General features: G+C 61.5%; 1 protein-coding gene. It reads left to right on the top strand.

All coding sequences use genetic code 11. From position 1 onward, the window contains the following. Positions 1 to 431: hypothetical protein (locus AACY52_RS31735; RefSeq protein WP_339561616.1), on the top strand; the 431-nt coding region annotated here is incomplete at both ends.

The raw sequence follows: 431 nt of genomic DNA, 5'->3' as shown, positions 1-431 counted from the left end.
CAAGCTGCAGTCGCTGCTGGTCGAAGCCAAGACCGCCGGTATCGATCGCACCAAGATCCAGTCGGAAATCACCCAGATCCAGTCCGACATGAAGAACACCGCAAACGCGGCAACGTTCAACAGCGTCAACTGGCTGAGCGCGACCGCGACCACGCCGGCCACGGTCAGTCTCGTATCGTCGTTCTCGCGCGTCGGCGGCACGCCGACCATCAACTCGATCACCGTCACCACGGCCAACTACTCGCTCTATACCGCGACCCAGGGCGGCTTCCTGGACAAGGTGTCCGGCACGGCCTCCATCGACACCATCAACATCAGCGCGCTGACCGACTCGGCGGCCGACCAGGCCACGCTCGATTTTATTATATCTAAGGTCACGACCGAGATCTACACGGTCAGCCAGTCGGCCGCGGATCTCGGTGCGATCAAGA

This window comes from Pseudomonas sp. EA_65y_Pfl1_P113 (genome assembly GCF_963970525.1).
GTDB lineage: Bacteria > Pseudomonadota > Gammaproteobacteria > Pseudomonadales > Pseudomonadaceae > Aquipseudomonas > Aquipseudomonas tritici.
Note: the sequence above shows the minus strand (reverse complement) of the source record. Positions and strands in the feature narration are given on the sequence as shown.